The following is a 23,473-nucleotide window of genomic DNA, read 5'->3' on the forward strand; positions in this document are numbered from 1 at the left end:
GCAACTCTCAAATTGAGAGCTTCACCCGGGCTGCAGATACGGCCCCAAGCGGAAGGAATTCCCATGACGAAAGTTCTCGTAACCGGCGCCTCGGGCCAACTCGGCAGGGCTGTGATCATCGAACTGCTGCAGCAGGCCAAGTTGGCACCGTCGCAGATCATCGCGGGTAGCCGTGAGTTGGCAAATCTGGCGGATCTGCCTGCCAAGGGTATCGAGACGCGCCGCGTCGACTTCAATGACCCAGCCAGCATGGAAGCGGCATTCTCAGGCGTCGATCGTGTCCTGATCATTTCAAGCGGGGAGTTGTCCACGCCAAGCATACGTGCGCAGCAGCATACGGCAGCAGTCAAGGCCGCAGTCAAAGCAGGTGTCGGCCATGTCCTCTATACATCCATGCCAAATCCGGACAAATCGTTGATCAGCTTTGCACCGGATCATCTGGACACAGAGGCAGCAATCAAGGCCAGCGGCCTACGCTACACCATCCTGCGCAATTCCTGGTATATTGAAAACTACTTCATGAGCCTGCCGCAAAACCTGGCGGTCGGCACCTGGTACACCTCGCAAGGTGGCGGCAAACTGGCCAATATCTCACGACAGGACTGCGCAGCAGGCGCAGCGGCTGCGCTTGCCTCACCGCCGGAAGGCAACGCGATACTGACCTTGACAGGCCCAGAATCCCTCACGGTCGAACAAATCGCCGAGATTGTTTCAAACACTACGGGCAAGCCGCTTGCAGTCGTGCAGATCAATGATGAGCAATTGGCAGGTGGTATGGCTGAAGCCGGGCTGCCGGGCTTTCTGGTGGAGATGCTCGTATCGACAGAAGCCAACATCCGCGCCGGAAACTTTGATCTGGTGAGCAACGATTTCGAAAGGCTTACCGGCCGCAAGCCGGAAACTGTTGCCGACTTCTTTGAGAAGAACAAGGCAGCACTTGGCTGACCCTGCAACCGGTGAGCACATGGTACCGGCGGCGGATGCCCACCGCCCGCCGGTCCATTGCCGGAACTTGATAGTGCTGCGCTTCAGACCGACTCGCCGCAGGCCCTGCGGAAACGACGCACCGTTTCCGCCATGCCAAACTCCAGAGCATCCGCGGTGAGACCATGACCGATTGAGACTTCCGCCAGATGCGGAATGCTTCGTACAAGCGGCGGCAAGTTGGCAACCGTCAGATCGTGGCCAGCGTTGACACCCAAGCCCTCAGCCAATGCCGCATTTGCCGTCTGCGCAAGAAGCATCAATTGCTGCTCTCCCGCCTGCGGATCATCAAAGCAACCGCCGTATGGACCGGTATAAAGCTCAATGCGATCGGCGCCGGTTGCTTTCGCAAGTTTCACCGCTTCTACATCCCCGTCACCATCAGCGAACACCGAAACGCGCATACCTCCGGCTTTCAAACGGGCGATAACTGGCTTCAACAACTCGCCCTGTGTACGGAAGTTGAAGCCGTGGTCAGATGTTGCCTGCGTTGGATCATCCGGCACCAGCGTGACCTGCTCCGGCTGCGTTTTCTCACAAAGCTGCAGAAAATCCTCGCTGGGGTAACCTTCAATATTGAACTCAGCCTGCGGGAACTCATCGTCAATCAAAGCCCGCAGAACAGGAAGATCACTGAAACGAATATGCCGCTGGTCTGGCCGCGGATGCACCGTCACCCCATAGGCGCCAGCCTGAAGCGCGATCCTGCCGAGATGCGCTACATTCGGCCATGGGAGATCCCGGCGATTGCGAAGCATGGCGACGGCATTGAGATTGACTGAAAGCTTGGCGGGCATCGTTTTTTTTCCCTGAAATGAACAGGATTTTTCTAGCCCAAACCCCCGATCGCCTGCAATGACGAACAGACCCCGGGCATACGCTAAAAACTGAACATCCTATCATTTCTTGTGATGATAGATTGGTAGTATCGCAATTTGTCGAAAATGCTAAGTTGTATTCATAGTAACAGTAAAGTGGGTAAAAGGAGTATTGTTTATAATTATCTCGCAACTGCGAGATCATTCGCATGAGGAGGCGGAATTCGTGCGAAATACTATCTTTGATACACGAACAGGAACAGCATCACTGGGAGGAAATGGTAATTACGACTTTCTGCCGACGCTGACGGATGCAGCAATAGCGGCAGATGCACCATTGGCGATTGCCGAAATGGCCGATCTGTTCGGCGTAACGCACAGGACTCTGCACTTCTACGAGGAGAAGGGCCTGATTAGCCCTCACCGGCTTGGTGCCATGCGGGTCTACGGCGCGGATTGCATCCGGCGAATGTCGATCATCTCTGCATGCCGTGAAATGGGACTGTCCCTGGCATCAATTCAGGAGCTTATGTTGCAGATTGCCGAGGCACAGACTCAGCAGGAAGCGGACCTCCTGTTCAAGACGGCTCTTGAAACGCGAAAACGCGAACTGGCAAGCGAACTGTCCACCCTCCACCGACAACTCCAGCAGATCAGAACATTCACTGACGGCGTGTCTAACAGTTTGCCCTGTAAGCATGAAAGCCTGCCTGCGCTCACGGATGGAGAGCGAGACTGCCTTCTGCTTTTGACGGAAGGTTACAAAGGCGGTCGCTTGGCTGAGAAGCTGGGGATTTCGTCATCTGAACTGACCGATCTGGAGGAGCAACTGATATCCAAGCTTGGCGTGGCAAACCGGTATCAGGCGGCAGCAAAAGCGCTGATACTCGGCATACTGCCCCATTGAGCGGAGCGAAGGGAGCAACCTGGCACTCTTTAGAATCTTTCGAAAATGTAACGTGACGAATCCGCGATGTGAATCTACCGATGAAATGATTTTAATCGGGGGTACACTGCATGGTTTCTTATTTGATGCGTTACGCGACGCCTTTTATCACGGGACTGTTCCTCGTTTCGTTGATCTCGGGTGTAGCTCTCTTTTTCCACTGGGGACCGACAGGCTTTCACGGAATCCATGAATGGCTCAGCATGGTGCTGATTGTGCCGTTCGTGCTGCACATCTGGAAGAACTGGCGCCCAATGATGGCCTACTTCAAACGAACCCCGATGGCGATTGCTCTGGCGGTTTCGGTGATTGCCTGCGTTCCGTTCCTTATACCCATGGGCGGGGGCGGCGAATCTGGTGGTAATCCAATCCTGGGAATCGTCAGGTTGCTGAACGCTGCAAAACCCGCGCATATTTCTGCCATGGCTGGGAGATCCGAAGAGGAAGTCATCGCCATGCTCAAGCAGGCTGGCTTCACTGCCGCCGTGACAGACCTTCCTCTTTCCACAATTGCACAGCAGTCCGGCAAGAGCGATCGCGACATGATAACCGCGCTTTCAAAGATGAAGGCGAAGTAGCCGCCTTTTGCTCAGACATCGTCCGTTGACACGAATCAGCGGACGATCGTGATGGTCTCGGCAGCTCGCGTGATCGCAGTATACAGCCAGCGCTCACGTGTATCGCGGAAAGCCCAGCTCTCGTCGAACAGTACGACATTATTCCACTGCGAGCCTTGCGCCTTGTGGACCGTCAGCGCATAACCGAAATCGAAATCGTCATAACGCTTCTTGGTGGTCCAGGGGATTTCCCCTTCTTCTTCGAAGGCCTGCTTCAGCAATTTGATCTTGGCGGCACCGCGATTCATATCGTCGTCTTCCGGCCGGATCATCAGGTTGATGCCCGGCTTCACGGTCTCGCGCGACGAACTCATCACCTGCCACAATGAACCATTCAGCAGCCCCTTGGCCGGATCATTGCGCAGGCAAACCAGCTTATCGCCGGATTGCGGATAGGGAAGATTGAAGCCCTTCAGCTCACGCAGACGCTGGTTGTAACGTCGGCGCGTCTTGTTGGTGCCGACAAGAACCTGATCGGCCTCCAGCACCAGTGTCTGGTTCACGTCGTGGCGTGAGATCACCTGTGCTGTACCGTAATCGCCGTGCATGATCTCACGGCCTTCACGTACCTGCATGGCAAGCTGGATGATTGGATTGTCTCGCGCCTGACGGTGGATCTCGGTCAGAAGGTAATCCGGCTCCTGCTCAGTGAAGAAACCACCACCCGTTACAGGCGGCAACTGACCGGGATCTCCGAGAACGAGAATAGGCGTCCCGAAGCTCATCAGATCGCGGCCAAGCTGCTCATCCACCATCGAGCACTCATCGATGATGATGAGCGCGGCTTTCGCCACCGGGCTCTGCCGGTTGATGGAGAACATCGGCGCGATGGAGGTCTTGCCGGTTTCCTCGTCTTCGACGGCCTCTTCGCCGCGCGGACGATAGATCAGCGAATGGATCGTCTTGGCATTGGACGCACCACGCGAACGCAGCACCTGCGCCGCCTTGCCCGTGAAGGCAGCGAACAGAACATCGCCATCGACGTTTTCAGCGAAGTGCTTGGCAAGCGTGGTCTTACCCGTTCCGGCATAACCGAACAGACGAAAGACCTGGCTGCGGCCTTCTTTCAACCATTTGGAGACCGCCTTGAGGGCCTCATCCTGCTGGGGTGCGAATTGCATGCCTCTCTTTCCGGGATTCGGAACAGAATAGCAACCTCAATTCCTCACGAGGCAGATGTCGACCCGCGAATTGGATCGTTTGCAAGGTCTATGGACATGCCGTGCGGCGTGGCTTCGGCAGCTCTCTGCCAGCTGCGCTGAAGGGCGAGAAGCGTTTCCGGCGTAGCCACCCCCTTATCAGCCAACAAATGACAAAGTGCAGCAACCCAGGCGTCGAAATAATCGCGGCCATCCGAGGATCGATCAGGGCGATGCACTTCACGGGACAGGCATTTCGCCCACTCCGGCCAGGTAAAGAGCCCTTTTTCATGCAGATGAACGGTCATGGCGAAAGCCTGCGCCTGCCAGGGCTCCGCAAAAACCGGATCGCCTTCAAGCGACCGCGGCAGACCTTCGGATTGGGTCAAAATACTTGGCGTCTCACACTGGCTCAAGATAGCTCTCCCAGGCATCGATAGAGACTTGAAGTCCGGGCGCGCTGCCCCTGCCCCAGATATCCCGCCCCTCGAACACCACTGTGTAGACCCATTGCGGATTCTCCCCACGCCCGTGGGCATTATAATCGGGGAAGACGAAAGAACCTTGCACAGCTTCAACAACGCCGATCTTGTCTCGGGCGTAGCGCGGCAGGCGCGTATGATGCAGCGGGTGCTCATTGATGGTGCGCACCTTTTGACCAACCACGAAGAATGGTGGCGTCTCGACCGGCCGGTCGCAAGGGCCACCCTTCGCCAGCACTGCGTCAACCTTGTCTGCGGTCAGGATTCGCTTTGGCTTTACCGGCTCCACGCGGGCTCGCCCTTCATCGATTTCGGTCGGACTTGCAAAACCGTGACGCTCCAGCAAGGCTTCCAGCGCCCGGATCCAGATTTCGTAGTAGCTGGCAGAAAGATAGGCCGCGGGTGGAATGCACTCCCGCGTATGGCGGCTTTCATCAATGGACCATGCGCCAAATGCGCCGCAGGAAAGCGTGATGCCCAGAGCACGCTTTTCCCATTCGGCATGAAAATATGGCTCATCCATTTCCGGAGCTACAGGGCCAAAACCCATCTGGCCACCCAGATCGTGCGGGCCGTTCATTGCGAACTTCCTTCGGGCGCACACGATGTTGCTTGAGGCGAAAGAGCAAGCCCTGTCCCGATCATCGAGTCTCTCGTGACCAGATCTGCCAGCTGCTCGACATCCATGCCTTCGCTACCCACTGGCTGCATGGGAATGACAAGATAACGCAGTTCCGCAGTCGAATCCCAGATCCGGATCTTCGTAGCTTCAGGAAGAACCACATCGAATTCGGCAAGCACGCCACGTGGATCCATAACGGCACGGGAACGATAGGCTGGCGCCTTGTACCATACGGGAGGCAGCCCAAGGACTGACCAGGGATAACAGGAGCAGAGCGTACAGACGACGAGATTGTGCGTATCAGGCGTGTTGAAGACAGCTCGCATATGTTCGCCCTGCCGGCCCGTGAAACCAAGGCTGGCAATAGCTGCCGTTGCATCACGCTTCAGCCAATCGGCAAATTCGGCATCGACCCAAGCCCGCGCCACCACCTGCGCGCCATTGCGTGGCCCGACCTTTGTCTCGTAAGTCTCGACAATCGCATCGATCGCCGCAGGATCGATCAGCCCCTTTTCAGTGAGCACTGTTTCTAGCGCCCGAACGCGGGCTTCCATGTCGGAGTAGCGATTGTCGTGGTGATGCTCATGCTCATGCTCATGCTCATGCTCATGCTCATGCTCATGCTCATGATGGTGGTCGTCGATTATGTGCATGGTCACCTGCGAATTTTCCAGCCGCCGCTTCTCGGCGGAATCAATCATAAGCAAGTTCTTGAAGAGATACCAATTTGTACAATTGATCGAATCGCGCTTGATTTTGATGGGTGAAGTAACACCATACTGACGCATGTCTTTGCCTAGCCTTCAGGATTCCCCATGCGTGATGATCTGCCAACCGTCAGCTTTCCGAGTTCCATCACGGTTCCCGCCTTGGGCATCGGCACCTGGAAAATGGGGGAAGATCCCGAGACTGTACCAAACGAGGTCGAGAGCATTCGCGCCGCTCTTGAAGCCGGCTGGAGCGTCGTCGATACCGCCGAAATGTATGGCGAAGGCGGAGCCGAACTGGTGGTGGGTGCGGCCTTGCGCGGCTGCCGCGACAAGGCATTCGTGGTGAGTAAGGTCTATCCCTGGAACGCCAGCACACAAGGGGTACAGGATGCCTGCGCCCGCAGCCTAGAACGGTTGGCCATCGACAAGATAGACCTCTATCTCCTCCACTGGCGGGGTGACGTGCCTCTGACAGAAACGGTCGCGGGCATGGAAATCCTGCGCCAGCAGGGACTGATCGGCGCTTGGGGCGTATCGAACTTCGATGTTGACGACATGGAAGAGCTGTTTTCCATTCCGGGAGCGGAAAACTGCGCCGCCAATCAGGTGCTCTATAACGCGGCTCGTCGTGGCATAGAATTCGATCTCCTGCCATGGTGCCAAGAACGCGGACTACCCGTCATGGCCTATTCGCCGCTCGGACAGGGTGATCTGCTGCACCACAAGGAAATCATCCGGCTATCGAAAGCCTACCAGGCGACTCCAGCGCAGATTGCCTTGGCCTTCGTTCTCGAACGCGATGGCGTGCTGGCAATCCCGAAAACCAGCAGGCCGGATCGTATTCGGGAACTGAACGAAGCCGTGGATCTGGAGATCTCGGACGAGGACTGGGCGGAACTGGATCGGGCATTGCCCCCGCCTGCCAGCAAGAAGCCTTTGGAAATGAAATGACGGCTCAATGACGAACGGCGGGCATCAAGCCCGCCGTCGCTTTGAGTCTTCCGGTGCTATCAAAACTCTTCCCAGCTCTCGGCTGCAGCTGATCGGCCCGAGAAGGCGGCCGCCACCTTTCGACCTAGGCTGCGCGCGGGGGAAGACACGACCAGCGCCGGTCGGGCAACTGCAGCCACAACCGCTTGAGCGGGAACAGAGCTGCGTCCTGCCTCAGAGAGGCGGAACTGAGCCAGCAACTGCGCCAGCGCCGTCAACTCGCGAGCCAGCGAGTGGCTTGCAGCATTGGTTTCCTCCACCATGGCAGCATTCTTCTGGGTGTCCTGATCCATCTGGTTCACAGCTGTATTGATCTGCTGAAGACCGGAGGACTGCTCCTGCGCCGCCTCGACAATGGCACTGACATGACCATTGATCTCGACAACTTCCGTTGAAATCTTGGTGAGTGCTTCACCCGTTTGTCCTACAAGAGCAACCCCTGACTGAACATGCTCGTTCGACGCTGTGATAAGCCCCTTGATATCCTTTGCAGCACTGGCCGAACGCTGCGCAAGTTCGCGCACCTCCTGCGCCACGACGGCAAAGCCTTTGCCTGCTTCGCCCGCCCGTGCCGCTTCAACGCCCGCATTCAACGCCAGCAAATTAGTCTGGAATGCGATTTCATCAATGACGCTGATGATGCTCGAAATCTCGGATGAGGACTTCTCGATCTGCTGCATGGCAACAACCGCCCGCCGAACAACCTCGCCGGATCGTTCTGCCTCTGCCTTGGTATGTGCCACCAATGAACCGGCCTCCTGAGCGCGGCGCGTTGAATCCTTGACGGCAGTGGTGATCTGCTCCAGCGCAGCTGCAGTCTCTTCCACCGAGGCCGCCTGCTGCTCCGTTCGCTTTGCCAGATCATCAGCAGATGCGCGGATCTCGTTGGCACCGCCATCGATCACGCGCGCATTCTACGCCACGCGCATCAGCGCATCCTCAAGCTTGGCGGCTGAATCATTATAGCTGCGGCGAATACCATCGAGGCTTGGCACGAAGGCGTGGTCGATCCGGTGCGAAACATCGCCTTCCGACAGGCGGGTTAGGGCTGCGGCAAGATGGTCGACCGCAAACTGGATGTCTGCCGCCTCCTGTGCCTTCTGAGCCTCACGCGCCAGTCGCTCCTGCTCGGAAAGACTGCGATTGGCCGCGGCTTCCGTTTCCAGTCGCAGGCGCTCAACGGCATTGTCACGGAACACGGACACCGCCTTGGCCATGGCGCCGATCTCATCCTTGCGATCAATGCCATCGACCGGTTCGGAAACCTCACCGCCAGCCAGGCTGACCATGCGGCGTTGAAGCCCTGCAATCGGTCTGTTGATGCCACGCGCCGCAACGATTTGCGCGCCCACAAGCCCCAGGCCGAAAAGAAGCGCCAAACCGGCCAGCGTCATCAGGATTGTGCTGTCTGCCTGCTGCTTCAGCCTGTTACTTTCATTGCGCAGCGCTACAAGATTGGCATTGTTCCACGTCCGCAGATCATCCCGCCACTGCTTCACCTTTGCATCCGACTGGGCGAGCAAAGCCATGGCCGACGGACGCTGACCCCTATCGAGCGCGGCAAATGCCTTGTCGAGAATTGCGAATATCTCAACGGCACGCTGATTGAAGGCGTTGATGTCCGAAGCGTCCTCCGGCGTCAGCAGCGCTGCTGCATCCAGTCGCTCATAGAGCGTTATCTTGGCGTCTTCTTAGGTCGCGCGAAATTCCGCCCGATCGGCGGCATGAGCATCATGATCGAGCGCGCACCAAGGATGCTGCGGGATATCATTCCCACAGGTAACGATGGAGATTTTCCAAGCACCAATCATCTTCATAAGCAAAACCTAAAAAGATGATTATGTGTCGCATTGGAAGACCCGACGCTTTACCTAGGCGCGATTCTCGACCCGGCAAGCAATAAGCCTGACGGGTCGAAAACATATTTAGCGAAACCTTACATTCCCTGAGGACCGCGATTCATTGCGGCAATACCGGTACGGCAGACTTCGGTCAGGCCGAGCGGTTTCATGATGGCAACGAACTGGTCGATCTTGGAAGACTTGCCGGTGATCTCGAAGATGAAATGCGAAACCGTGGCGTCCACCACCTTGGCATGGAATGCGTCAGCAAGGCGCAAAGTCTCGGCACGCTGTTCGCCTTCACCTGCAACCTTTACCAGCGCCACTTCGCGTTCAATCGGACGCTCCTGACCCAGCTGCGTTGCACGCACTGTCAGATCAACGACGCGGTGAACCGGCACGATCCGATCCAGCTGCGACTTGATCTGTTCGAGAACGCTCGGCGTACCGCTGGTTACGATCGTGATGCGCGACAGATGCGCCTCATGCTCTGTCTCCGAAACGGTGAGACTTTCGATGTTATAGCCCCGCCCGGAGAAAAGGCCGATCACGCGGGCCAGAACCCCCGGCTCGTTGCTGACGAGAACCGAAAGCGTATGCCGCTCCTGCTTCGCCGTTTCCTGTTGAATGAAGTAGGCCGAACCGGTGGGTTGAAGATGTGCGTTCATGAGTATGTTCCCTGATCCTGTTCCTGGCAGCTCTTAAACGAGCTGCCGCCCCTTCGCGTCAATGGCGGTCGCAACGGCTTCGTCGGTTGCCTCGTCCGGCAGCAACATCTCGTTATGAGCCTTGCCCGATGGAATCATCGGGAAGCAGTTTGCGAGATTAGCAACGCGGCAATCGAAGATGACTGGCCGCTTGACTTCGATCATTTCGGCAATCTTGTCATCCAGCTCGGCCGGATTGTCGCAATACATGCCCACGGCCCCATAGGCTTCGGCCAGCTTCACGAAGTCCGGCATGGCTTCCGTATAGGAGTTGGACAGACGGTTACCATGCAGAAGCTGCTGCCACTGGCGCACCATGCCCATATACTGATTGTTCAAGATGAAGATCTTGACCGGCAGATTGTACTGAATGGCGCAGGACATTTCCTGAATGCACATTTGGATCGAGGCATCGCCTGCAATATCGATGACAAGCGCTTCCGGATGGGCAACCTGCGCACCAATCGCCGCCGGCAAACCATAGCCCATCGTTCCCAGGCCGCCCGAGGTCAGCCAGCGGTTCGGCGCTTCGAAACCGAAGAACTGGGCCGCCCACATCTGATGCTGACCAACTTCCGTGGTGATGAAGGTCTCGCGCCCCTTGGATGCCTCATAGAGCCGCTGGATAGCGTATTGCGGCATGATGACATCGTTGGAATTCTTGTAGGCAAAGGACTTACGGGCGCGCCAGCGATTGATCTGGTCCCACCAGTCTGCCGTCTGCGCCTTCTCCGGCTTGTTTGCCAGTGCCCGCCAGACACGAACCATATCTTCCAGAACACGACCGACATCGCCGACGATCGGAACATCAACCCGAACATTCTTGTTGATCGAGGACGGATCGATATCGATGTGAACCTTGCGCGAGTTCGGCGAGAAGGCATTCAAACGGCCCGTGATACGGTCGTCGAAGCGCGCGCCGATGCAGACCATGACGTCACAATCATGCATGGCCATGTTGGCTTCATAGGAACCGTGCATGCCCAGCATTCCGAGCCAGTTTGGGCCAGATGCCGGATAGGCACCGAGACCCATCAGTGTGGATGTGATCGGGAAGCCGCTCAGCTCAACCAGTTCCCGCAGCAACCGGGTCGCTTCCGGACCAGAATTGATGACGCCGCCGCCAGTGTAGAGGATCGGACGACGGGCGGTTGCCATCAATTCAACAGCGGCGCGAATGGCATTGAGATCACCCTGAACTTTCGGCTGGTAGCTCTTCTCGACAGCATCGTTCGTCTTCGGCGTATAGGTGCCGGTGGCGAACTGGATGTCCTTCGGAATATCGACAACGACCGGACCGGGGCGACCCGACTGCGCGATCCGGAATGCTTCATGAATGATACCGGCCAGCTCGTTCACATCCTTGACCAGCCAATTGTGCTTGGTGCAAGGGCGCGTGATACCAACCGTATCGCATTCCTGAAACGCATCGGAGCCGATCAGCGTGGTAGGGACCTGGCCAGTCAGGCAGACCAACGGGATCGAATCCATCAGGGCGTCCTGCAGCGGCGTTACCGCATTGGTGGCGCCGGGACCGGAGGTGACCAGCATGACGCCGACCTTGCCGGTGGAACGCGCATAGCCTTCGGCAGCATGTCCGGCACCCTGCTCGTGACGGACGAGAATGTGCTGAATGTCGTCCTGCTGAAAGATCTCGTCATAGATCGGAAGCACGGCGCCGCCGGGATAGCCGAAAATATGCTCGACGCCATTATCTTTCAGGGCCTTCAGAACGATCTCCGCCCCTGTCATTCTATTCTCTGTACCCGTCATGTCCAAATCCGTTTCTGCTGTTTTCGAAGCGGCCGCAGGGCCTGATTGAAGGCATAAAAAAAGGCCCCTTGAGGAGCCTTCGGTAGCGCATGGGTGCTTTCGCCGGATGGTTACACCATCCTGCCCATGCGCCTTCCCACCACGATAAGTGCGTTTGATACGATCATGGGCGAAACTGTTAGCCATAAAATTTCGCAACGTCAATGCAATTGAGCAAGAAATGGCCGCTTGGCCAGCCGTTTTCGCCGCATTTCTCGCCAACTTGACCAGCGCTCTTGAACCATGCGGATGAGGCCCGTCCACCTCAGCTGTCTGCAAGCGTACGGTCCATTATGATGTTCAAAAACGAAGCGTGTGTCACAGAGCGGAAAGGACTTGTTAAGGCCGGATCACTATGGTCATGGAAATTAAGCATTATTCCATCCGAGGATGATGATATCCGGTCATAGCCTGATGACAGAGGCCACTCCTTGCGCAATAACGACCTTCAAAAATCGGCATCGGCTGGAGAGCAGGAACGGCGAGACGGGATGCACCCCGGCAACCGCTTGCTCGGTCGCGTCGTTGCCTGCACGGGATCACGCGCGACAATCTCGGCAGTGACCGAAGGTGGCTCGACCGAGCTCTCCGAACTGTGGTCAGTCGGCCGGTTGATTTCCATCAGCGTCGGAACGAACCGCGTCGTTGCCCTCACCTGCTCCATGGCAACAGCCGGGAACCAATGGGGCGAAACGCGCGACAACGAATTCCACGTCGAGGTCGAACTGCTCGGAGAAGTGCGCGTCGGACCGGACGGGCGCGAAGAGTTCAGCGGCGGCATTTCCGCCTATCCCTATCTCGGCGCCATCGCCCATCGAATTCGCTCCGCCGACCTCGTTCGCATCTATGATACCGGCAAGGCGGATACCTGTGTGGTCGGAAAGCTGACGCAGGACGAAAGCATCGACGCAGCGATACACATCCCTTCGATGCTTTCCAAGCATTTCGCCATCGTTGGCTCCACCGGCGTTGGCAAGTCCACCGCCGTCTCGCTGCTTCTGCACAAGGCGATTGAAATCGACCCCAAGCTGCGTGTTCTCATTCTGGATCCGCACAACGAGTTCGCCGCCGCATTTCCAGACCATGCCGTGGTCATAGACACGGACAATCTGGACCTGCCCTTCTGGCTGATGCGTCTGGACGAATTCTCCGAAATTGTATTTCGCGGACGCCCGGCCGTAGCCGAAGAACTGGACATCCTGCGAGACCTGATTCCGGAAGCCAAGAAAGCCTTTCGTGGCAGCGAATCCTCGCTGATGCGCAGGCAGACCGAACGAAGCTCGGTCACAGCAGACACGCCTGTTCCCTACCGCATGGCCGATCTTCTGGCACTGATCGACGAGCGTATAGGCCGCCTGGAGGGTCGCAGCGAAAAGCCCGCACTCCGTTCGCTGAAGATGCGCATCATGGCGGCGATCAACGATCCCCGCTATCACTTCATGTTCTCCAACAACACGATCAATGACACGATCATGGAGACCATTGCCCATATCTTCCGAATTCCAGGAGACGATCGCCCTATTTCCACCTTCCAGCTGTCTGGTATCCCTTCAGAAGTCGTGAATTCGGTCGCCTCCATCCTGTGCCGCATGGCCTTTGAGTTGGCGCTGTGGAGCGACGGTGCCATCCACATGTTGGTGGTTTGCGAAGAGGCACATCGCTACGTTCCGGCAGACCGTGACCTGGGCTTCTTCCCGACCCGCCAGGCGATTGCCCGCATCGCCAAGGAAGGTCGCAAATATGGCGTTTCACTGGGAGTCATCACCCAGCGCCCTGGAGAGCTGGATCAGACGATCCTCTCCCAGTGCTCGACCGTGTTTGCAATGCGGCTGGCCAATGATCGCGACCAGGACATCATCCGTTCGGCGATCCCCAACTCGTCTGTCTCCAATACGAGTTTCATTTCCTCCATCGGCAACGGTGAAGCGATCGCCTTTGGCGAGGCCATCACGGTTCCCATGCGCATGCGTTTCACCCGCCTGAGCGAAGATATGCTGCCAAAAGCGAACGGCGTATCCGACAAGGGAAGCGAGATCACACCGGACAATGTCGACCTGCGGACGATTGTGACGCGCATGCGTGCAATCAGCGGCCCCGATATTTCTGCTTTCCAGAAAAGTGTCAGCGCTTCCGATCAGAGGGATGGCATGCGCCTGGATGCTCCGGCTAGCGAGCCGGAAGTGGAAAGCTGGGAGCGGGAACTGAAGGCACAGGTCGAGCGCCGTTATTCAAGCCCGGCTCCGGCACCTCCCTATTCTCCCGGTGCAGCACGTCTGACGCCCGTCGAGCCTCGGCTGGAATCCTATCGGCCGGATATGCTTCCCGGCGCACGCAATGAGCAGCCTGCCCCGGCCGAATCTCGCATCGTGCGGCGCGAGACTACACCAGAGCCCCCGCCGACCTACCCAGCGCAGACACGCTCCAATGGAAACGAAGATGTGCAGGCCGTTCGCAACACGCTTCTGCGCCGCGAAGGTTCTCTGCGGGACTCGCTTCTCAGAAAGCCGCTGAGCAGCCTCTACGATAAGGATTGAACCGGGCCGTAGGGGTCAAATCTCTCCCAGCTTTCATCCATCTGATTGCGGAACCACGTCATTTGGCGCTTGGCATATTGCCTCGTCAAAGCCGAGCCTCGCTCGACAACCATTTCGCGCGTCATGTCTCCACGCAGATGCGCGGCGATTTCCGCAACGCCAATCGCTTTCATTGCCGTCGCATCCGAAGGAGGATCGAGCGCAAGAAGTCGCTCGACTTCCTCGACCGCGCCTGTCGCCAGCATGATGTCGAAACGCCGGTTGATACGATCATGCAAAAGACCACGGTCCGGAAGAACGACGAGCTTGCGGCTTCGAGCGGGATCGACGATGATCGGCCCTGATTGCTGCTGGAAATAGGCAATGGACTTGCCCGTAGCACTGAACACCTCCAGCCCTCGCACAATCCGGTGTCCGTCGGTCGGGTTGAGGCGCTCGGCAAGCTGGGGATCGCAGCCGCGAAGCACGTTATGGAGAGCTTCAGGCCCATCATCGAGCAGACGCTGACGCAAACCATCCCGGATCTCAACTGGGATCTCCGGCATATCGGAGAGGCCGCCAGTCAGGGCCTTGAAGTAGAGACCGGTGCCACCCACAAACACAGGCAAACGGCATTCTTTTCTGAGTTTGGGAAGAAGCGCCTGCACATCTCTCAGCCAGTCCCCGGTCGAATAGCTGCAAACAGCCGACACATGACCGTAGAGATGGTGCGGAATTCCGTCCATCTCCTCTTCGGAAGGGCGCGCAGTCAGCACCCGCAACGTGTCGTAGACTTGCATGCTGTCTGCATTGATCACGACACCGTTGTGTTGACGGGCAAGCGATAGCGCAAGCGCCGACTTGCCGCCCGCCGTTGGCCCGGTTATCAGGATGGCCTCGAAATCTTGCCGAAGGTTATTCATCATGGCTCTCGTTGCCACGCTCATTGCCCATCCGTCAAATCCTGTTCTTGATGCCAAGGCGGGAGAACGCGCAGCCGAAGCCGTCAACGCCGCTGGTCTTTATTGGCTGGCCGATGGCATTGCCTGCGATGTGGCGCTTCGCAACGAAGCCGATGCGGCGGTAAGCGAGCAGCAGTTGCGCCACGCCCTTTCCGACCTTCCGATCGATGTCGTCGTTCAGCATGTAGAAACGCGCCGGAAGAAGATCCTGATCGCCGACATGGATTCCACCATGATTGGTCAGGAATGTATTGATGAGCTTGCGGATGTCGTTGGGCTGAAGGAGCAGGTATCCGCCATCACTGCCCGTGCCATGAACGGCGAAATCGCGTTTGAACCGGCACTGCGAGAACGGGTGGCGCTTCTGAAGGGTCTCCCGATCACGGTCGTGGATGATGTCATTGCCAAGCGCATCACGCTCACCTCCGGTGGGCCGGAACTCATCGCCACCATGCGCGCCAAAGGCTTCTACACCGCGCTCGTATCGGGCGGTTTCACCGTTTTCACCAGCAGAATCGCAGACATGCTAGGCTTCCATGAAAACCGTGCGAACATTCTGCTGGAGAAAGACGGCATCCTCACTGGAGAAGTGGCCGAACCTATTCTCGGCAAGCAGGCCAAGGTCGACGCGCTGAACGATATCGCTGAAAAGCTTGGGATCTCCCCGGATGAGGCAATGGCAGTCGGCGATGGCGCGAATGATCTCGGCATGCTCGGCCTTGCCGGCTCCGGCGTTGCGCTCCATGCAAAGCCCACAGTATCGGCGCAGGCGAAGATGCGCATAGACCATTCGGATCTGACAGCGCTTCTCTACATTCAAGGCTATCGCAGAAGCGATTTCGTCACACCATGATCGGAGGTGGGGCACCGCGGATCATTCTGGAAACGGAGCGGCTGGTTCTGCGAAGCTGGCTTGAGCAGGACCGCGATCTTTTTCGGGAGATCAATGCAGATCCGAAGGTGATGGAGTTCTTCCCATTCCGCCGCAATCATGCGGAAGCCGATGCGCTGTTTGATCGCGTCAACGCGATGATCAAGGAAGATGGCCTCGGCTTCTACGCTGTGGAATTGAAGGAGACGGGCGAAGCCATGGGCTTCTGCGGTCTGGCTCCGGCCAACATGCCGGGCATCTTTCCCCAAGAGACGATCGAGATCGGCTGGCGCCTCGCCACCCGTTTCTGGGGGAACGGTTATATCACAGAATCCGCAAGCGCACTGATCGGCCACGGCTTCCGCGCGATGCATCTGGCGGCAATCGTTTCCTTCGCGGTAGAGAATAATCACCGGTCAACAGCGGTAATGAAGCGCATTGGCATGCGGCGCTGCCCGGAAATGGATTTTGACCACCCGCGCGTGCCGGATACACACCCGCATCTCAAACGGCATGTCACCTACGCAATCGTGAACGAAGCAGTGATGCCCGACTTCAGGGACTGAAGGCCCGCTCTATTCGAGAGGGATTGCAACGAAACGCAACTGTCCGTCCGGTCCGGCAATCATCATATGCGCGTTGCGGCGCCCCTCACCCTTCAGCTCGTTGATCCGGTTGATGACATCTTCCGGCGATGACGTGAAGCTCTGGCCGACTTCCACGATGACTTCACCCACCTTCAGACCCTTTTCCGCCGCAGGAGAACCCGCCTGCACGGCGGTGATAACAACCCCTTCGACGCTATCGGCAATGCCGAAGTTTTTTTGACGTTCATCTGTCAGGTCGGAAAGAGTGAGGCCCAGAACGGAGACCGTATCCTGTGGCGGCTGGGGCACCTGATTCTGGCCATCCTTTTTCTGATCCTTCTCGGCAAGGGCCGGCGCATCGTCACCCGTCTCGGGCTCGGCCCCATCCTCAAGACGGCCGAGAGTAACCTTGACGGTCTGTTGCTTGCCATCACGCATGATGATGACATCTACTGCCTTGCCGACAGGGCTTTCGGCGACTGCGAGCGGAAGATCGCGCATTTCCTTGACCTGCTTGCCGTCGAAGGTGATGATCACATCACCAGCCTTGATCGTGCCGTTGTCGACGGGACCACCCTTGATCACGCCGGAAACGAGAGCGCCACGCGCTTCCTTCAGGCCCAGGCTCTCGGAAACCTCATCCGTCACGGGTTGGATGCGCACGCCGAGCCAGCCGCGACGGGTTTCACCAAACTCGATAAGCTGCTGCACGATGTTCTGCGCAAGCTCTGTCGGCACCGCAAAACCGATCCCGATCGAGCCGCCACTTGGGGAAATGATCGCGGTGTTGATGCCGATCACCTCGCCATACATGTTGAACAGCGGGCCACCGGAATTGCCCTTGTTGATGGCGGCATCGGTCTGGATGAAGTTGTCATAGGGTCCGGCATTGATGTTACGGCCACGCGCCGAGATAATGCCGATCGTCACCGAACCGCCAAGCCCGAACGGGTTGCCGATGGCCATGACCCAGTCGCCGATCCGCATTTTCTTGGAATCGCCGAACTTCACCGCCTTGAGGGGCGCCTTTGGCTCGACCTTCAGGACCGACAGGTCGGTCTTGGTATCCGTGCCGACGAGCTTTGCCTTCAGCTTGGAACCATTGGGAAAAATGACTTCGATATCATCCGCGCCTTCGATGACATGGTTGTTGGTGACAACATAGCCGGAAGGATCGATGACGAAACCAGAGCCCAGCGAGTTGACCTTGCGGTTTCCCTGACCTTTTTCCTGACCATCGAAAAAGTCGTCGAAGAATTCCTGGAACGGTGAGCCCTTCGGCGATTGCGGGCTGGCGCCCTCACCCTTGACACTCTGTGAAGTGGAAATGTTGACGACGGCATCCAGCAGGCCCTCCGCAAGATCGGCGACAGAGCCCGGTCCAGGCTGGGTCACCGCCATCTTTGGCGGGCTTGGGGCCACGTTGGGTGTCAGGGCAAATGCCGGGACCATCGGGCTTGTTGTCAGCGCAACGGCCAGAACGGATGCCAACGAATACCTCAAGGATAATTGGAAGGTGTTCACAGTCAGGCTCCTCGTTCCGGAATGCATTAGCTATACGCCATCTAAGCGAGACGCTTCGTGAAAGATAAGGCGGAATAGCGACAGGGGAAATTATCTTTTCGTGAGCCCACAGCGAAGTTACTGAACATGCGTGAGCGACCACAAAAATGCAGAGGGCGGCTCGAAAGCCGCCCTCGCCGTTTGATTACTGCCGTGCAGGCTGCGTCGGTGCAGCTGGCGGCACGGCTCCTGCGGTCGAGCCGGAACTCTGGTTGAAGTACTTGAAGAACTGCGAATCCGGGCTGAGAACCATCGTCGTTCCCTTGTCGCTCAAAGCGGCCGTATAGGCACGCATGGAGCGATAGAACTCGAAGAAGCCAGGATCGCGAGCGAAGGCTTCCCCAAAGATCCGGTTACGCTGCGCATCACCCTCACCGCGGATGATTTCCGCATCGCGCTGGGCTTCCGAAACCAGTTCGACAACCTGACGATCCGCGATCGCACGACGGCGCTGGCCCTGTTCGTTACCACGAGCACGGATCAGCTCCGCTTCGGCAAGACGTTCTGCCTTCATGCGCTGATAGGTCTGCTGCGAGACTTCACGCGTCAGATCCGTACGACGGATGCGAACATCGCGAATGTTCAAGCCGAGGCTTTCCGCAGCCGCTTGAAGATCAGCGCGAACTTCCTGCATCATCGCGGAACGTTCGTCCGAAAGCGCGGCGCTGAAGTTCCGCAGACCGTAGACACGGCGCAGAGCGGCATCGAGACGCGTGCGCAGACGCGATTCGGCAGCGTTACGATCACCCGAAACGGTACCGCGGAAGCGGCCGGCATCGGAGATCTGGTAGACTACGAAGGCATCGACTTCGTAGAAGGCGCCGCCGCGAACCTGAACGCGGATGTTGTCGATATCGAAGCGCAGAGCGCGGTTTTCGATATACTGAACGCGATCTGCATCCATGAAGGCGAAGGGCAGCTTGAAGTACAGGCCGGGCTGCGACTTCACCGACTGGATCTGACCGAAGCGCACGACGATTGCCTGCTCGCGCTCGTTCACGACAAAAACCGATGAATAGGCAAGGAACAGCACGAGGCCAAGGCCGATCAGGACGGCCGGGAGACGACTGGAGTTCATGGACGGCCTCCCTGGTTCGTGTTGGTAGTACCCGCATTCGGACGGATCATATCATTGAGCGGCAGGTAGGGAACAACACCCTGCTTGTCGTCCAGAATGATCTTGTTCGAGTTCTTAAGTACACCTTCCATGGTTTCCAGGAAGATACGCTCACGCGTCACATCCGGAGCGACCTTATAGGCATCGTAGATGGACACAAAACGCTGTGCTTCACCGGTCGCCTCATTCACGACGCGATCCTTGTAGGCGGATGCCTCTTCGCGAACCTGTGCCGCCTGACCGCGTGCCTGACCAAGCTTCTGGTTGGCATACTGGTTGGCTTCTTCAACGAAACGATCTTCGTCCTGCTCGGCGCGCTGCACTTCTTCGAAAGCATCGGCAACCTCACGCGGTGGCGCTGCATCCTCGATCGGCACCGCATTGATCGCAATACCGGAACCATAGGTATCCATGGTGCCCTGAATGATATCGCGAACCTCAGTAGAGATCTGTTCGCGCGCATTACGGAACACATCCTGCGCCGGACGACGGCCAACGACTTCACGCATGGCGCTTTCGGCAACCTGCTGCAGCGTTGCGTTCGGGCTTTCGAGATTGAAGAGATAGGCGCGCGGATCGGTAACCGTAAACAGTACCGAGAACTGCACATTCACAATGTTCTGGTCGCCGGAAAGCATCAGGCCTTCGGTGGAATTCGCATTGCCGCGCCCACCAATATTCTGCTGCTGCTCGGTAACCTTCACGATCTCGACAGTTTCCACGGGCCAGAAATGCCAGTGAAGGCCCGGACCTGCAACCTCGTCCTTCGGCTTTCCGAAGCGAAGCTCTACGCCGCGCTCGTCCGGCTGAACCGTGTAGACCGACTGGAATGCTACAAATGCCAGAATGACGAGGAGAACGATTCCCAGCGCCCCACCATTGAACCCACCGGGAACTGCGCCGCGCAACCGGTCCTGGCTGCGACGAATAATGTCCTCCAGGTCCGGCGGTCCGCCGTTACCCCCTCCATTGCCGCCGCCGCCGCCTCGGGGGCGATTGGGGCCTTGCCCCCAAGGCCCCTGATTATTGCCGCCGCCCCCCCAGGGACCGCCGCCATTCTGATTGCTCCAAGGCATCAAAACCTCTTTGTTCGTGAAACTCCCACCCTCGATCAACCGCGCCGGAACTTGCGGCAGCCGGGTCTTGCCCCGTTATAGGTATGCGCAACACCGCTTTCAACGCGCCAAGGGGTCACTTCGCAGTGTTTGGTAACGAAATGTTTCAAATGGCCGCAGGGCGACGCCGATAAACGGCAAAAACGGTCGAAAAATTATCTTTTTCGCCCGCCGGCACGGTTTCTCTTTCCACGCATTCAAACAGCTGCTCATCAACGACTGGAAAGTACGTGTCGCCGTCTTCGATTACCGCATCCACATGCGTGAGATACAGCGTATCGGCGAGCGGCAAGGCCTGAGTATAGATCTCGCCACCACCGATGACCGCAATCTCGCGGGCATTTGTCTCCACCGCAATCTCTTGGGCCCTCTCCAAAGCCCTTGCGAGCGAATCAGCCGTTTCGACACCCTCAGCCGAACAGGATGGATCCCGTGTCACAACCACATGCGGACGCCCAGGGAGCGGGCGGCCGCCGAAACTCTCGAAGGTCTTGCGGCCGACGACAACCGGATTTCCCAGCGTCATCGCCTTGAAGCGCTTGAGATCGGTCGACAGCTTCCACGGCATGTCACCGTTGCGACCGATCACTCTGTTGGTGGAAACCGCCGCAATGAGGACGACTGGCCTTTTTGCGTCATCACCCATCACACGGCCACCTTGGCCTTGATATGCGGATGCGCCTCATAGCCCACCAGATTGAAATCCTCGAACGTGAAGCCGAAGAGATCGGTCACGTCGGGATTGATCTCCATGCGCGGCAACGGCTTCGGCTCGCGCTGGATCTGGATCTCGGCCTGCTCGAAGTGGTTTGAATAGATATGGGCATCGCCGAGCGTATGGATGAACTCACCCGGCTTGTAGCCCGTAACCTGTGCAACCATCATCGTCAGCAGCGCATAGGAGGCAATATTGAACGGAACGCCGAGAAAGATATCCGCAGAGCGCTGGTAGAGCTGACAGGAGAGCCGGTCCCCGGATACGTAGAACTGAAAAAGGCAATGGCAGGGCGGAAGCGCCATGTCATCAACCTGGGCAGGATTCCAGGCAGAAACGATATGGCGGCGTGAGTTCGGGTTCTTCCTGATCGCATCCACAAGATTGGCGATCTGGTCCACATGGCCACCATCCGGCTTTGGCCAGGAACGCCACTGATAGCCATAGACCGGGCCGAGATTGCCCTGCTCATCCGCCCATTCGTCCCAGATCGAAACACCGTTTTCCTTGAGGTAGGCGATGTTCGTGTCGCCCTTCAGAAACCAGAGTAGTTCGTGAATAATCGAGCGCAGATGAAGCTTCTTGGTGGTGACGATCGGGAAACCATCGGCCAGGTCGAAACGCATCTGATAGCCGAAGACCGACCGCGTACCCGTCCCGGTCCGGTCTCCCCGGTCCATTCCGGTTTCCATAACGTGACGAAGAAGATCGAGATATTGTTTCATGACAGGCCTGTAGATTCTGCTGGAGCGCAATTATAGGCTCGAAGCCCGCAAACGATAGTGCTCCTGGGTCTTATCCACGCTGCTTTGCCAATTGCATGAAGGGAATGCACAATCTCCCCTTTTCATCGCGCAGAGAAACACCTATATCAACCTTGCCGGGGCTTGCTTCGGCTATGGCGATAAATGGTCGGTGTAATAAACCTATTGGACCCGGGGGCGGTACCCGGCGCCTCCACCAAAAACCGGTCGGTAAGCGAGTGTGTCTCGGACCGGCTTTTGATGGGGGCGAAATAGGATCGACAAGGGCGTAAAGATCGTACTTTTGCTCGGCATGATACCGCCGTTATCGGGTCACAAGTGTAGTTGCAAACGACAACAACGCTAAGGGTTACGCTCTCGCTGCCTAATGGCGGTGCGGGAAACCCGCTCCAAGTCCTCTAGGTTAGCCCCTTGAGGCGGGGTCCGAAGGCACCTGGCAACAGAAGCCTTCACCTTCCCGCTTCACGTGTTTTTCGCTATCTTCGTCATGACTCGTCTCACCGGGGCTTCCGCAGGGAAACTTGCTGGCTTATAACGGGCAGACAAATCGCAAGAAAAACATCGAACTGATTGGAAGACAATGACGATGGGTCAGGATCATATCCGTTACGACATTCTGGCACAGGACGCCCTTCGCGGCGTTATTCGCAAGGTTTTGTCGGAAGTGGCTGCCACCAGCCGTCTGCCGGGCGACCATCATTTTTTCATCACGTTCCTCACCGGTGCTCCGGGTGTTCGGATCTCTACCCACTTGAAGGACAAGTATCCGGAACAGATGACAATCGTCATCCAGCATCAGTTCTGGGATCTGAAAGTGTCCGATACGCATTTCGAAATCGGTCTTTCGTTCTCGGATACGCCCGAGCGGCTCTACATTCCATTCAACGCAATTCGCGGTTTCTACGATCCATCCGTCAACTTCGAACTCGAATTCGAGGTTCCGCTGGCGGACGAGGAAGAGGCTTCCGCAGAGATTACAGCCTATCCGGCGGATGCTGTGGCGAAGCCTGGTTCCGAGGAAGAAGCCAAGTCCGATGATGACAAGAAGCCCGGCTCGGGTTCTGTTGTCTCGTTGGATTCCTTCCGCAAAAAGCACTGATTTCTGCGCGGGTTCTGCCATGTGTGCTGATATCATCAACCTGAAATTGGCCCGAAAGGCCAAGGCCCGCTCTGAAAAGGAGCGGCAGGCAGAGCAGAATCGCATCACATTCGGCAGAACCAAACAGGAAAAATCCCTGACCAAAGCCCTGAACGAGAAAGCATCGAAGCAACTCGATCAAGGCAAGCTGGAAAAGAACGACGAGGCTGACTGAGTGTCGGCCTCTTTTAATATCTCCAGGCAACCCGTGTGAAGGCTGGAGAGCGCCCGGATGATTCGCAAGCATTCCACAACCCTCCATGGACACCGTACAAGCTTCACGCTGGAGGATGTGTTCTGGGACGAACTGAAGCTGATTGCGGGAAAGCGCCAGATCAGCCTTGCGGGTCTGATTGCTGAAATCGATGACAATCGCGAGGCGGAGAGTAACCTGTCATCCGCATTGAGAATTTACGTACTCCAGTGGATCAAGACCCAGCATAGGTAGCAATTCCCGTCG

23 protein-coding genes, 1 other RNA gene and 1 pseudogene are annotated in these 23,473 nt (G+C 57.4%); 11 read left to right on the top strand and 14 right to left on the bottom strand.

Features of this window, described 5'->3' with window-relative positions:
• Positions 1 to 63 precede the first annotated feature (63 nt).
• Positions 64 to 945: an SDR family oxidoreductase gene (locus tag E8M78_RS22340; protein ID WP_137137130.1), complete on the top strand. Its 882-nt coding sequence runs from the start codon at positions 64 to 66 to the stop codon at positions 943 to 945.
• A gap of 83 nt (positions 946 to 1,028) precedes the next feature.
• Here E8M78_RS22340 and E8M78_RS22345 read toward each other — a convergent pair whose 3' ends face one another.
• Positions 1,029 to 1,781 (bottom strand): pyridoxine 5'-phosphate synthase, encoded by a 753-nt coding sequence (locus E8M78_RS22345; protein ID WP_137137131.1) that lies wholly within the window; start codon positions 1,779 to 1,781, stop codon positions 1,029 to 1,031.
• A 247-nt stretch (positions 1,782 to 2,028) separates the two neighbouring features.
• Here E8M78_RS22345 and E8M78_RS22350 point away from each other — a divergent pair, with 247 nt between their 5' ends.
• Both E8M78_RS22350 and E8M78_RS22355 read left to right on the top strand, forming a co-directional pair.
• Positions 2,029 to 2,709 (top strand): MerR family transcriptional regulator, encoded by a 681-nt coding sequence (locus E8M78_RS22350; RefSeq protein ID WP_137137132.1) that lies wholly within the window; start codon positions 2,029 to 2,031, stop codon positions 2,707 to 2,709.
• 110 nt (positions 2,710 to 2,819) lie between these two features.
• Entirely contained in the window at positions 2,820 to 3,326 is a 507-nt protein-coding gene (locus tag E8M78_RS22355; RefSeq protein ID WP_137137133.1) for a DUF4405 domain-containing protein, read from the top strand.
• Between the two features lie 35 nt (positions 3,327 to 3,361).
• On the opposite strand, the gene E8M78_RS22360 is transcribed toward E8M78_RS22355, so the two are convergent.
• From E8M78_RS22360 to nthA, 4 genes are read right to left on the bottom strand one after another with little or no spacing between them, the layout of a single operon-like run.
• Positions 3,362 to 4,486, bottom strand: a complete 1,125-nt coding sequence (locus E8M78_RS22360) for an ATP-dependent RecD-like DNA helicase (RefSeq protein ID WP_137137134.1) — start codon at positions 4,484 to 4,486, stop codon at positions 3,362 to 3,364.
• A 44-nt stretch (positions 4,487 to 4,530) separates the two neighbouring features.
• A complete protein-coding gene (locus E8M78_RS22365) occupies positions 4,531 to 4,920 on the bottom strand; it encodes a nitrile hydratase accessory protein (protein WP_137137135.1) in 390 nt (129 codons plus the stop codon).
• Positions 4,907 to 5,566 carry a nitrile hydratase subunit beta gene (nthB, locus tag E8M78_RS22370; RefSeq protein ID WP_137137136.1) on the bottom strand — a complete coding sequence of 220 codons (660 nt, stop codon included), beginning with the start codon at positions 5,564 to 5,566 and terminating at the stop codon, positions 4,907 to 4,909. Before nthB ends, E8M78_RS22365 begins: the two co-directional genes overlap by 14 nt.
• Positions 5,563 to 6,261 (bottom strand): nitrile hydratase subunit alpha, encoded by a 699-nt coding sequence (nthA, locus tag E8M78_RS22375; RefSeq protein ID WP_137137249.1) that lies wholly within the window; start codon positions 6,259 to 6,261, stop codon positions 5,563 to 5,565. Before nthA ends, nthB begins: the two co-directional genes overlap by 4 nt.
• A gap of 162 nt (positions 6,262 to 6,423) precedes the next feature.
• Here nthA and E8M78_RS22380 point away from each other — a divergent pair, with 162 nt between their 5' ends.
• A complete protein-coding gene (locus E8M78_RS22380) occupies positions 6,424 to 7,269 on the top strand; it encodes an aldo/keto reductase (protein ID WP_137137137.1) in 846 nt (281 codons plus the stop codon).
• A 59-nt stretch (positions 7,270 to 7,328) separates the two neighbouring features.
• Here the strand turns inward: E8M78_RS22380 and E8M78_RS22385 are convergent.
• From E8M78_RS22385 to E8M78_RS22395, 3 genes and pseudogenes are all read right to left on the bottom strand, one after another.
• Positions 7,329 to 8,903, bottom strand: a pseudogene (locus tag E8M78_RS22385) (methyl-accepting chemotaxis protein); the annotation flags it as partial.
• A gap of 341 nt (positions 8,904 to 9,244) precedes the next feature.
• A complete protein-coding gene (ilvN, locus tag E8M78_RS22390; RefSeq protein WP_137137138.1) occupies positions 9,245 to 9,817 on the bottom strand; it encodes an acetolactate synthase small subunit in 573 nt (190 codons plus the stop codon).
• A gap of 33 nt (positions 9,818 to 9,850) precedes the next feature.
• Positions 9,851 to 11,629: an acetolactate synthase 3 large subunit gene (locus E8M78_RS22395; protein ID WP_137137139.1), complete on the bottom strand. Its 1,779-nt coding sequence runs from the start codon at positions 11,627 to 11,629 to the stop codon at positions 9,851 to 9,853.
• A gap of 470 nt (positions 11,630 to 12,099) precedes the next feature.
• Here E8M78_RS22395 and E8M78_RS22400 point away from each other — a divergent pair, with 470 nt between their 5' ends.
• Positions 12,100 to 14,202: an ATP-binding protein gene (locus E8M78_RS22400; RefSeq protein WP_137137140.1), complete on the top strand. Its 2,103-nt coding sequence runs from the start codon at positions 12,100 to 12,102 to the stop codon at positions 14,200 to 14,202.
• Here E8M78_RS22400 and miaA read toward each other — a convergent pair.
• Complete coding sequence (gene miaA / locus E8M78_RS22405) at positions 14,187 to 15,107, bottom strand: tRNA (adenosine(37)-N6)-dimethylallyltransferase MiaA (RefSeq protein WP_170973521.1); 921 nt, start codon at positions 15,105 to 15,107, stop codon at positions 14,187 to 14,189. The two genes, E8M78_RS22400 and miaA, sit on opposite strands and share 16 nt — an antisense overlap.
• Here miaA and serB point away from each other — a divergent pair.
• Together serB and E8M78_RS22415 are read left to right on the top strand one after the other, a co-directional pair.
• Positions 15,106 to 15,996 (top strand): phosphoserine phosphatase SerB, encoded by an 891-nt coding sequence (gene serB / locus E8M78_RS22410; RefSeq protein WP_137137142.1) that lies wholly within the window; start codon positions 15,106 to 15,108, stop codon positions 15,994 to 15,996. The two genes, miaA and serB, sit on opposite strands and share 2 nt — an antisense overlap.
• Positions 15,993 to 16,580, top strand: coding sequence for a GNAT family N-acetyltransferase (locus E8M78_RS22415; RefSeq protein ID WP_137137143.1), 588 nt, complete (start codon positions 15,993 to 15,995; stop codon positions 16,578 to 16,580). Before serB ends, E8M78_RS22415 begins: the two co-directional genes overlap by 4 nt.
• Positions 16,581 to 16,589: 9 nt before the next feature.
• On the opposite strand, the gene E8M78_RS22420 is transcribed toward E8M78_RS22415, so the two are convergent.
• The 5 genes from E8M78_RS22420 to E8M78_RS22440 all read right to left on the bottom strand — a co-directional run bounded on the left by E8M78_RS22420 (position 16,590) and on the right by E8M78_RS22440 (position 21,836).
• Positions 16,590 to 18,053, bottom strand: a complete 1,464-nt coding sequence (locus E8M78_RS22420; RefSeq protein WP_137137250.1) for a DegQ family serine endoprotease — start codon at positions 18,051 to 18,053, stop codon at positions 16,590 to 16,592.
• Positions 18,054 to 18,309: 256 nt separating this feature from the next.
• Positions 18,310 to 19,242: a protease modulator HflC gene (locus tag E8M78_RS22425; RefSeq protein WP_137137144.1), complete on the bottom strand. Its 933-nt coding sequence runs from the start codon at positions 19,240 to 19,242 to the stop codon at positions 18,310 to 18,312.
• Entirely contained in the window at positions 19,239 to 20,357 is a 1,119-nt protein-coding gene (hflK, locus tag E8M78_RS22430; RefSeq protein ID WP_137137145.1) for an FtsH protease activity modulator HflK, read from the bottom strand. The genes E8M78_RS22425 and hflK overlap by 4 nt, the downstream gene beginning before the upstream one ends.
• Before the next feature lie 145 nt (positions 20,358 to 20,502).
• Entirely contained in the window at positions 20,503 to 21,042 is a 540-nt protein-coding gene (locus E8M78_RS22435) for a dihydrofolate reductase (RefSeq protein ID WP_137137146.1), read from the bottom strand.
• Positions 21,042 to 21,836: a thymidylate synthase gene (locus tag E8M78_RS22440; RefSeq protein ID WP_137137147.1), complete on the bottom strand. Its 795-nt coding sequence runs from the start codon at positions 21,834 to 21,836 to the stop codon at positions 21,042 to 21,044. The genes E8M78_RS22435 and E8M78_RS22440 overlap by 1 nt, the downstream gene beginning before the upstream one ends.
• 115 nt (positions 21,837 to 21,951) lie before the next feature.
• Here E8M78_RS22440 and ssrA point away from each other — a divergent pair.
• From ssrA to E8M78_RS22460, 4 genes are all read left to right on the top strand, one after another.
• Positions 21,952 to 22,329, top strand: a transfer-messenger RNA (tmRNA) gene (gene ssrA, locus E8M78_RS22445).
• 132 nt (positions 22,330 to 22,461) lie between these two features.
• Complete coding sequence (locus E8M78_RS22450) at positions 22,462 to 22,974, top strand: SspB family protein (RefSeq protein ID WP_137137148.1); 513 nt, start codon at positions 22,462 to 22,464, stop codon at positions 22,972 to 22,974.
• 19 nt (positions 22,975 to 22,993) lie between these two features.
• Complete coding sequence (locus E8M78_RS22455; protein WP_137137149.1) at positions 22,994 to 23,188, top strand: DUF4169 family protein; 195 nt, start codon at positions 22,994 to 22,996, stop codon at positions 23,186 to 23,188.
• 57 nt (positions 23,189 to 23,245) lie between these two features.
• Positions 23,246 to 23,461: a ribbon-helix-helix domain-containing protein gene (locus E8M78_RS22460; protein WP_137137150.1), complete on the top strand. Its 216-nt coding sequence runs from the start codon at positions 23,246 to 23,248 to the stop codon at positions 23,459 to 23,461.
• Positions 23,462 to 23,473 lie beyond the last annotated feature (12 nt).

The sequence above is a fragment of the Rhizobium sp. FKY42 genome (assembly GCF_005222835.1).
GTDB lineage: Bacteria > Pseudomonadota > Alphaproteobacteria > Rhizobiales > Rhizobiaceae > Neorhizobium.

Coding starts and splice junctions, on each gene's coding strand:
- E8M78_RS22340 (WP_137137130.1), top strand. CDS start 64: ATGACGAAAGTTCTCGTAACCGGCGCCTCGGGCCAACTCGGCAGGGCT.
- E8M78_RS22345 (WP_137137131.1), bottom strand. CDS start 1,781: ATGCCCGCCAAGCTTTCAGTCAATCTCAATGCCGTCGCCATGCTTCGC.
- E8M78_RS22355 (WP_137137133.1), top strand. CDS start 2,820: ATGGTTTCTTATTTGATGCGTTACGCGACGCCTTTTATCACGGGACTG.
- E8M78_RS22360 (WP_137137134.1), bottom strand. CDS start 4,486: ATGCAATTCGCACCCCAGCAGGATGAGGCCCTCAAGGCGGTCTCCAAA.
- nthB (WP_137137136.1), bottom strand. CDS start 5,566: ATGAACGGCCCGCACGATCTGGGTGGCCAGATGGGTTTTGGCCCTGTA.
- nthA (WP_137137249.1), bottom strand. CDS start 6,261: ATGCACATAATCGACGACCACCATCATGAGCATGAGCATGAGCATGAG.
- E8M78_RS22380 (WP_137137137.1), top strand. CDS start 6,424: ATGCGTGATGATCTGCCAACCGTCAGCTTTCCGAGTTCCATCACGGTT.
- ilvN (WP_137137138.1), bottom strand. CDS start 9,817: ATGAACGCACATCTTCAACCCACCGGTTCGGCCTACTTCATTCAACAG.
- E8M78_RS22395 (WP_137137139.1), bottom strand. CDS start 11,629: ATGACGGGTACAGAGAATAGAATGACAGGGGCGGAGATCGTTCTGAAG.
- serB (WP_137137142.1), top strand. CDS start 15,106: ATGGCTCTCGTTGCCACGCTCATTGCCCATCCGTCAAATCCTGTTCTT.
- miaA (WP_170973521.1), bottom strand. CDS start 15,107: ATGATGAATAACCTTCGGCAAGATTTCGAGGCCATCCTGATAACCGGG.
- E8M78_RS22415 (WP_137137143.1), top strand. CDS start 15,993: ATGATCGGAGGTGGGGCACCGCGGATCATTCTGGAAACGGAGCGGCTG.
- E8M78_RS22420 (WP_137137250.1), bottom strand. CDS start 18,053: ATGGTCCCGGCATTTGCCCTGACACCCAACGTGGCCCCAAGCCCGCCA.
- E8M78_RS22425 (WP_137137144.1), bottom strand. CDS start 19,242: ATGAACTCCAGTCGTCTCCCGGCCGTCCTGATCGGCCTTGGCCTCGTG.
- hflK (WP_137137145.1), bottom strand. CDS start 20,357: ATGCCTTGGAGCAATCAGAATGGCGGCGGTCCCTGGGGGGGCGGCGGC.
- E8M78_RS22435 (WP_137137146.1), bottom strand. CDS start 21,042: ATGGGTGATGACGCAAAAAGGCCAGTCGTCCTCATTGCGGCGGTTTCC.
- E8M78_RS22440 (WP_137137147.1), bottom strand. CDS start 21,836: ATGAAACAATATCTCGATCTTCTTCGTCACGTTATGGAAACCGGAATG.
- E8M78_RS22450 (WP_137137148.1), top strand. CDS start 22,462: ATGGGTCAGGATCATATCCGTTACGACATTCTGGCACAGGACGCCCTT.
- E8M78_RS22455 (WP_137137149.1), top strand. CDS start 22,994: ATGTGTGCTGATATCATCAACCTGAAATTGGCCCGAAAGGCCAAGGCC.
- E8M78_RS22460 (WP_137137150.1), top strand. CDS start 23,246: ATGATTCGCAAGCATTCCACAACCCTCCATGGACACCGTACAAGCTTC.